This window comes from Devosia sp., assembly GCF_041917035.1.
GTDB lineage: Bacteria > Pseudomonadota > Alphaproteobacteria > Rhizobiales > Devosiaceae > Devosia_A.
In genome coordinates, this window is the sequence record NZ_JAYRYM010000179.1 from 1 (window position 1) to 7616 (window position 7616).

Consider the following 7616-nt stretch of genomic DNA (forward strand, 5'->3'; position numbering starts at 1 on the left):
GGACGGCCGGTGTCGTCGCCCGCGACGGCAGCATCGCCAGCGCCACCGACCTGCTGCGCGGCTGGGCCGGCACGCCGCTCGGCGCCCGACTGGCCGCCGCCCTCGCGCTCGAGGTCCGCGTGCTCAACGACGTGCATGCCACCGGCCTCTGCGAGGCCTTGCTCGGGGCGGCGCGCGGCCGCGCCTCGGCTCTCGTCGTCGCCGTCGGCACCGGCATCGGCGGCGCTATCGTCCGGCACGGCAGCGTGGAGCAGGGGGCGCATGGCATTGCCGGGTCCATCGGCCATCTGCCGGCGCCGCTGCGGCAGGGCCGGATCTGCTCGTGCGGCGCCCGCGATCACGTCGAGGCCTATGCCAGCGGTCCGTCGCTCGAGGCCGAGTATCGCCGCCGCACCGGGCGCGCGCTCGGCCTGCGCGCCATCGCCGCCTCCGCCGACCCCGAGGCAACCGCCGTCATCGCCGAGGGGGCCGCGGCGCTCGGAGCCGTCATCGGCGGCGCCAACAATCTCGTCGACACCGAGGTCGTCGTCATCGGCGGCGGCGTCGCCGGCCTGGGCGAGGCCTACCTCGCCCCGCTGCGCCGCGCCGCCGCCGCCGAGGCGCTCGGCGCCACTCGCGCCGTCCCGGTCGTTCCGGCCCGGTTCGGCGCCCAGGCCTGCCTCGTCGGCGCCGGCCTTCTCGCGCTCGGCTGATCGGCCGCGCCGCCCGCGCGGACTTTGACCCCGATCAAACCGCGCCTTCTCCGTAACGCTAGTTTGCCCTCGTCACTGCTCGAGCCGCGCAGGTGCTGCCGCCCCGCCTCGAAAGGAGCACACGATGAAGCTGACCAGCGTCACCCTCACCCCCCGGCCCATGCTCTACGTGGCGCTGAGCGGCACCATGCCCGAAATCCCCGCCGTCATGGGGCGGGGCTTTGCCACCCTCGGCGCCTTCATCGCCGCCTCCGGGGTGCAGCCGCTCGGCCCGCCCATCGCGCTCTATCACGACTGGACCGAAACCACGACGGCCATCGACCTGGGCTTCCCGGTCTCGGCCGCCGATGCCGCCAAGGCGGCCGGCGAGGTCAAGGCCGGCACGACCCCTCACGGTCCCGCCCTCAAGACCGTGCACAAGGGCTCCTATGCCGGGTTCGGCCGGACCTATGCCGAAATCGGGGCCCGGATCACCGATGCCGGCATCCCGCAGGGCGCCCGCATGTGGGAAGTCTATCTCAACGGCCCCGACACCACCCCCGAGGATCAGCTCCTCACCGAGATCTACACCGAGGTTTCGGCCGCCGACGCGGCCCGGTTCCCCGCCGACTGACACTCCCACATCAAGGCATTTTCATCATGGCTCATAAGCAGGTTCTGTTCCGCTCCGCCGCCCGCGAAAAGGTTCTCGCCGGCGCCACCCAGCTCGCCGACGCGGTGCGCGTCACCCTCGGGCCCCGCTCCAAGTCAGTGCTGATCGAGCGCAAGTGGGGCGCCCCGCTGGTGTGCAATGACGGCGTCACCATCGCCAAGGAGTTCGACCTCAAGGACCCCGAGGAGAATCTCGGGGCCCGCATGCTGCGCCAGGCCGCCGAAAAGACCGGCGAGATGGTCGGCGACGGCACCTCCACCGCGACGGTCCTCGCCCATGCCATCTTCGCCGACGGCGTCCGCAACGTCGTCGCCGGCGCCAGTGCCATCGATCTCAAGCGCGGCCTCGATCGCGGCACCCGCCGGGTGGTCGAGGCGCTGAAGGCGCTGTCCCGCCCGGTGGCGAGCCGGCTCGAGAAGGAGCAGGTGGCCACCATCTCCGCCCACAACGATCCCAGCATCGGCAAGCTCGTCGCCGACGGCATGGACAAGGTCGGCGACGAGGGGGTGATCACCGTCGAGGAGGCCAAGACCACCGAGACCATGCTCGACGTCGTCGAGGGCATGCAGTTCGACCGCGGCTTCATCTCGCCCTATTTCGTCACCAATGCCGAGCGCATGGAGGCCGCCCTCGAGGACCCGCTGCTGCTCATCGTCGATGGCAAGGTCAGCGTTCTCAACGACCTCATCGGGCTGCTCGAATCCGTCGCCAAGTCCGGCGCGCCGCTGCTCGTCATCGCCGAGGATGTCGACGGCGAGGCGCTCGCCACCCTGATCGTCAACAACCTGCGCGGCACCTTCCGCAACTGTGCCGTCAAGGCCCCCGGCTTCGGCGATCGGCGCAAGGCCATGCTCGAGGACATCGCCACCCTGACCGGCGGCCAGGTGATCTCGCACGAGCTCGGGCTGAAGCTCGAAAACGTCACCATCGAGATGCTCGGCCGCGCCAAGCGCGTCGTCCTCGACAAGGAGACCTGCACCATCATCGGCGGCGCCGGCGCGCCCAAGGCCATCGAGGGACGCGTCGAGCAATTGCGCCGCGAGATCAAGAAGACCACCTCCGACTACGACCGCGAAAAGCTCGAGGAGCGCCTCGCCAAGCTCTCGGGCGGCGTCGCCGTCATTCGCGTCGGAGCGCCTACCGAGGCCGAGATGAAGGCGCGCAAGGACGCGCTCGACGACGCCATCAACGCCACCAAGGCCGCGGTTGCCGAAGGCATCGTGCCGGGCGGCGGGCTGGCGCTGCTGCGCTGCGCCGGGGCGGTCGAGGCCGAGGCGGGGCAGGCCGAGGGCGACGAGCGCACCGGCCTGTTGATCCTGCGCCGCGCCCTCGAGGTCCCGGCCCGCCAGATCGCCGAGAATTCCGCCGTCGACGGCGGCGTGGTGGTGGCCCAGATGCTCGCCAGCAAGGGCGCCCAGGGCTACGACGCGGCAAGGAAGGCCTATGTCGATCTGATCGAGGCCGGCATCATCGATCCCACCAAGGTGGTGCGGCTGGCGCTCGAGAACGCCGTCAGTGTCGCCAGCACGCTGCTGCTCACCGAGGCGACGATGACCGAGCTTGCCGAGCCGCCGGCCGAGCGGGCCGGCATGCCGGAGGCCGGCCTCTGATGGCCACCCCGCTCAACCGCAAGCACCAGTACAACCTGTGGTACTTCGCGGCGGCGCTGCTGCTGATCTTCGCCTTCCAGTTCTGGCTGGGCTACCGCGCCGTGGCGCAGATCAGCTACTCGGACCTGCTGACCCACCTCGAGGCGGGCCACATCGCCGAGGTGACGATCAGCGAGTCGCTGATCCAGGGCCGCTTCAGCTCCGCGCAGGACGGCTATGACTACTTCATGACGGAGAGGGTCGATCCCGTTCTCGTCGCCACCTTCGTCGACAAGGGTGTCACCGTCCGCGGCACCACCGAGTCCAACCTTCTCGCCACGCTCGCCTCCTGGGTCGTGCCGGTCCTGCTGATGGCGGGCATCTGGTACTTCGTCTTCCGCCGCTTCGCCGAAAAGGGCGGCATCGGCGGGCTGACCTCGATCGGCAAGTCCAAGGCCAAGATCTATGTCGAGACCAAGACCGGCGTCAGCTTCGCCGACGTCGCCGGCGTCGACGAGGCCAAGGCCGAGCTCGAGGAGATCGTCGCCTTCCTCAGGAACAAGGAGAAATACGGCCGGCTCGGCGCCCGCATCCCTAAGGGGGTGCTGCTGGTCGGTCCGCCCGGCACCGGCAAGACGCTGCTCGCCCGCGCCGTCGCCGGCGAGGCCGGGGTGCCGTTCTTCTCCATTTCCGGCTCCGAGTTCGTCGAGCTCTTCGTCGGCGTCGGCGCGGCGCGCGTGCGCGACCTGTTCGAGCAGGCCCGCGCCGCGGCGCCATCGATCATCTTCATCGACGAGCTCGATGCGCTTGGTCGCGCCCGCTCGCCGTTTGCCGAGCTGGGTGGCGGCGACGAGAAGGAGCAGACGCTCAACCAGCTGCTCAGCGAGCTCGACGGCTTCGATCCGCGCGTCGGCATCGTCCTGCTCGCCGCCACCAACCGCCCGGAAATCCTCGATCCGGCGCTGCTGCGCGCCGGCCGCTTCGACCGCCAGGTGACGCTCGACCGGCCCGAGCGCAAGGACCGCAGGGCCATCCTCGAGGTGCACCTGAAAAAGATCGCGCTCGCTCCCGGCCTCGATACCGACCAGATCGCCGCCCTCACCCCCGGCTTCACCGGCGCCGATCTTGCCAATCTGGTCAACGAGGCGGCGATCTTCGCCACCCGGCGGGGCGCCGATGCCGTCGCCATGGCCGATTTCACCGCCGCCGTCGAGCGCATCGTCGCCGGCCCCGAGCGCCGCAGCCGCGTCCTCACCGAGAACGAGCGCCGCCGCGTCGCCTGCCACGAACTCGGTCATGCCCTGGTTGCCGCCGCCATCCCCGGCGCCGATCCGGTGCACAAGGTCTCGATCATTCCACGCGCCATCGGTGCCCTTGGCTACACGCTGCAGCGCCCCACCGACGATCGCTACGTCATCACCGCTTCCGAACTGCGCGATCGCATCGCCGTGCTGATGGGCGGTCGCGCCGCCGAGGCCCTGGTCTTGGGCGAGATCTCGACCGGCGCCGCCGACGATCTCGCCAAGGCGACGGACATTGCCCGGCAATATGTCGCGCGCTTCGGCATGGGCGAGGGGACGGGGCAGGCGGTGCTCGAGCAACTGGCGCAGCCCTTCCTCAACGGCCCCTATGGGCAGGCAGGCCGCCGCGACTATTCCGAGGCGACCTCGCGCGAAGTGGATCTCGCCATCCGGCAGTTGATCGAGGCCGCGTTCGCGCGCGCCCGGGCCCTGCTCGACGCCAATCGCGCCGATCTCGACCGCGGCACCGCGCTGCTGCTCGAGCACGAGACCATCACCCCCGCCGACTTTCTCCCCCTGCAGCGGCGGGCCGCGCTCCCCGCGCCGGACGCTGCCTCGGTTTGACGTTGCTCAAAACACCGGCGGCGGCGTCGCGCTAGCTTTTGAACGTTGATCGAAGCAAGAGGAGATTTGTCCATGAACGAGACTTCAAACAAGCTTTCAGTCAAGACCGACAAGGATAAGGCGGTCGCCCCGGCTCCTGCATGGCATCCCTTCGAGGAACTGCGGCGCGAGATCGACCGGCTGTTCGACGACGGCAATTGGCTGAAGCCCTTCCGCGGCGAGTTCCCGGGCTTTGCCCGCGTCGGCATGAAGGTTCCGGCGGTCGATATTGTCGAGCACGACACGGCCTTCGAGATCACTGTCGACCTGCCCGGCTATGACAGCAAGGACGTGTCGGTGACCCTCAGGAACAGCAATGTCGTGATCAAGGGCGAAAAGTCCGAGGAAAAGCAGGACAAGGCCAAGGACTACTACCTCAAGGAACGGCAGTACGGTGCCTTCGAGCGGTCCTTTGCCGTACCCGAGACCGTCGACACGGCCAAGGTCGATGCCGCCTTCAGGAACGGCGTTCTGACCGTCACCCTGCCCAAGTCCGAGGCGGCGCAGGCCCCCGAGCAGAAGGTCGAAGTCAAGGCCGCCTGAGACCGGCCCGCAGGCCGGGTGGCCACGGCCGCCCGGCCAGGAAATCGTCACAAGCCGGGTGGCCACGGCCGCCCGGCCAGGAGATCGTCACCTGCCTCGAGCGGCTGCGCCTTCCGCCTTCGGGGAAAGACAAGGCGCGGCGTCCATTGGGGCGCGCAACCCCGCACGGCGGAGGCAACCATGGCGTTTCGGGATCGCACCGATGCCGGCCGGCAACTGGCCGAGGCCCTGCTCCCCCTCGCCCGCGAGCACCCGGTCGTCCTTGCGCTCCCGCGCGGCGGTGTTCCGGTCGCCGCCGAGATCGCGCGCCGCCTCGCCGCTCCGCTCGATCTGCTGATTGTGCGCAAGCTCGGCGTGCCCGGCCATGCCGAATACGCCATGGGCGCCGTCGCCGATGCCGAGCCGCCCGTTGTCGTTCGCCATGACGATACCATCCGTGCGCTGGCGATCCCGAAACCGGCCTTCGACGCGGTGCTGGCCGCCGAGACCGCGGAGGCCCGCCGCCGCCGCGAGCGCTATCTCGGGGGGCGTCCGCATCAGCCGCTTGCCGATCGCACCGCGATCCTCGTCGACGACGGCATCGCCACCGGTGCCAGCATGCAGGCCGCCCTGCAGGCGTTGCGGCAGGCGCGTCCGCGCCGCGTCGTCCTCGCCGTGCCGGTCGCCTCGACGCGGGCGCTGGACCTGCTCCGGCCGGAGGCCGACGAGATCGTCTGCCTCCTGCCGCGTCCGGACCTGGGCTCCATCGGAGCCTGGTATGACGCCTTCCCGCAACTCGAGGATGCTGAGGTGACCCGCCTTCTCGAGGCTGCTGCCGTCCCGCCGCCCTCCTGACCGCCAGGGCGAGGGCCTTCTTCCGGCCCGCCGGCCGGCAGGACAACCCGGTTCATCAACGTGACCGCGGCATGGCGTTTTCCTGGCTGGACAGCGTCCGGCACTTCCGGTAACGTTCCCAGTAGTCTGCGGGTCAACCGCGGCGGAGGAGTTGCTTGGCCCGTCGCCCCACCATCGTCGATGTCGCGCGCCTCGCCGGGGTGTCGAAGAGCACGGCCGCGCGGGCGATGAGCGATTCGGCGGAGGTCAACGACGCCACCCGCGACAAGGTGCGCAAGGCGGCGCTCGCCGTCGGCTACGAGCGCAACCACCTCGCCGTCGGCATGCGCTCCGGCCGCTCCGGGCTGTTCGGCCTCGTCATCCCCGATATCGCCAATCCGTTCTGGGCCGAGGTGGCGCGCGGCGCGCAGGACCTCGTTGCGGCGCATGATGCCTCGCTGCTGGTGTTTTCCTCCGACTGGGATCACGAGCGCGAGGCCAGCCATCTCAGGGCGCTGCGCCAGGCCCGCGTCGAGGGGGCGATCGTCAATCCCGTCTCCGACAGCGTTGACGAGTTCGGCCGCTTCGGCCTGCCCTTCGTGCTCATCGGCTCAAGCGCGGAACGCTTCCCCGACACTCCGTCCATCGGTTCCGACATCCGTCAGGCGGTGCGCCTCGGGCTCGATCATCTCGAGCAGATGGGGCACCGCAGCCCGGCCCTGATCCTCGGTCCGAAATCCCGCTTGGCGCGCGCCCGCTTCCTGAGGAGCGTGCACGAGCATTGCCTCGAGCGCGACATCGATCCGGCGAGCCTGCCGGTCGAGAGCGGTGACTATACCGTCGAGGGAGGCTTCTCGGCCATGCAGCGCCTGCTCGAGCAGCAGCGCGATGCGCACCTGACCGTGTTCTGCGCCAACGACCTGATGGCGCTCGGCGCCATGATGGCGGCGCGCGTCGCCGGTCGCGAGTGCCCGCGCGACGTCTCCGTGCTCGGCTTCGACGGCGTTCCGGCCGGCGCCTTCTCCTGGCCGGGGCTCACCACCATCGAGAAGCCGGCGCGCGAACTGGGGCGCCGGGCCGCCGAGGCGCTGTTCGATCATCTCGCCGGCCGTGCCCTCGATGGGCGCACCTATCTGCCGTGCCGGCTGATCGAGCGCGGCTCGCTCGCCGACCTGCGGGTCGTCACGCCGTTGCGCATCGCTGGAGGCGGCAGGACCTGATCATGACGAGGACAGACGGCCCGCTGGCATCCCCTTCGCCCCGACGTGGGAACGTTCCCGCTGCGTCGGGGCCGCGCCGCCTGCTCCCCGCCGCCCGCCGCTGGTGGCCCTACTACCTGATGATGGCCCCCGGCATCCTGTTCTTCGTCGTCTGGCACTACTTCCCGATCTGGGAGGCCAAGATGGCGTTCGAGCAGGTTCGC

7 protein-coding genes and 1 pseudogene are annotated in these 7616 nt (G+C 70.2%); all 8 read left to right on the top strand.

What is annotated here, in order from left to right; genetic code table 11:
• Positions 1-692: ROK family protein (locus ACE3TU_RS16090; RefSeq protein ID WP_374625991.1), on the top strand; the 692-nt coding region annotated here is incomplete at its 5' end.
• Positions 693-816: 124 nt separating this feature from the next.
• Positions 817-1305 (top strand): GyrI-like domain-containing protein, encoded by a 489-nt coding sequence (locus ACE3TU_RS16095; protein WP_374625993.1) that lies wholly within the window; start codon positions 817-819, stop codon positions 1303-1305.
• Between the two features lie 26 nt (positions 1306-1331).
• Positions 1332-2954, top strand: coding sequence for a chaperonin GroEL (gene groL / locus ACE3TU_RS16100; protein ID WP_374625995.1), 1623 nt, complete (start codon positions 1332-1334; stop codon positions 2952-2954).
• On the top strand, positions 2954-4798 hold the full coding sequence (gene ftsH / locus ACE3TU_RS16105; protein WP_374625997.1) for an ATP-dependent zinc metalloprotease FtsH: 1845 nt from the start codon (positions 2954-2956) through the stop codon (positions 4796-4798). Before groL ends, ftsH begins: the two co-directional genes overlap by 1 nt.
• A 72-nt stretch (positions 4799-4870) precedes the next feature.
• Positions 4871-5380: an Hsp20/alpha crystallin family protein gene (locus tag ACE3TU_RS16110; protein WP_374625999.1), complete on the top strand. Its 510-nt coding sequence runs from the start codon at positions 4871-4873 to the stop codon at positions 5378-5380.
• 180 nt (positions 5381-5560) lie between these two features.
• The gene (locus tag ACE3TU_RS16115; protein WP_374626001.1) at positions 5561-6214 is read left to right on the top strand and encodes a phosphoribosyltransferase; all 654 of its coding nucleotides are present in this window, start codon (positions 5561-5563) and stop codon (positions 6212-6214) included.
• A gap of 155 nt (positions 6215-6369) precedes the next feature.
• Positions 6370-7413, top strand: coding sequence for a LacI family DNA-binding transcriptional regulator (locus tag ACE3TU_RS16120; RefSeq protein ID WP_374626003.1), 1044 nt, complete (start codon positions 6370-6372; stop codon positions 7411-7413).
• 2 nt (positions 7414-7415) lie between these two features.
• A pseudogene (locus ACE3TU_RS16125) lies at positions 7416-7616 on the top strand (sugar ABC transporter permease); the annotation flags it as partial.

Coding starts and splice junctions, on each gene's coding strand:
- ftsH (WP_374625997.1), top strand. CDS start 2,954: ATGGCCACCCCGCTCAACCGCAAGCACCAGTACAACCTGTGGTACTTC.
- ACE3TU_RS16095 (WP_374625993.1), top strand. CDS start 817: ATGAAGCTGACCAGCGTCACCCTCACCCCCCGGCCCATGCTCTACGTG.
- ACE3TU_RS16115 (WP_374626001.1), top strand. CDS start 5,561: ATGGCGTTTCGGGATCGCACCGATGCCGGCCGGCAACTGGCCGAGGCC.
- groL (WP_374625995.1), top strand. CDS start 1,332: ATGGCTCATAAGCAGGTTCTGTTCCGCTCCGCCGCCCGCGAAAAGGTT.
- ACE3TU_RS16110 (WP_374625999.1), top strand. CDS start 4,871: ATGAACGAGACTTCAAACAAGCTTTCAGTCAAGACCGACAAGGATAAG.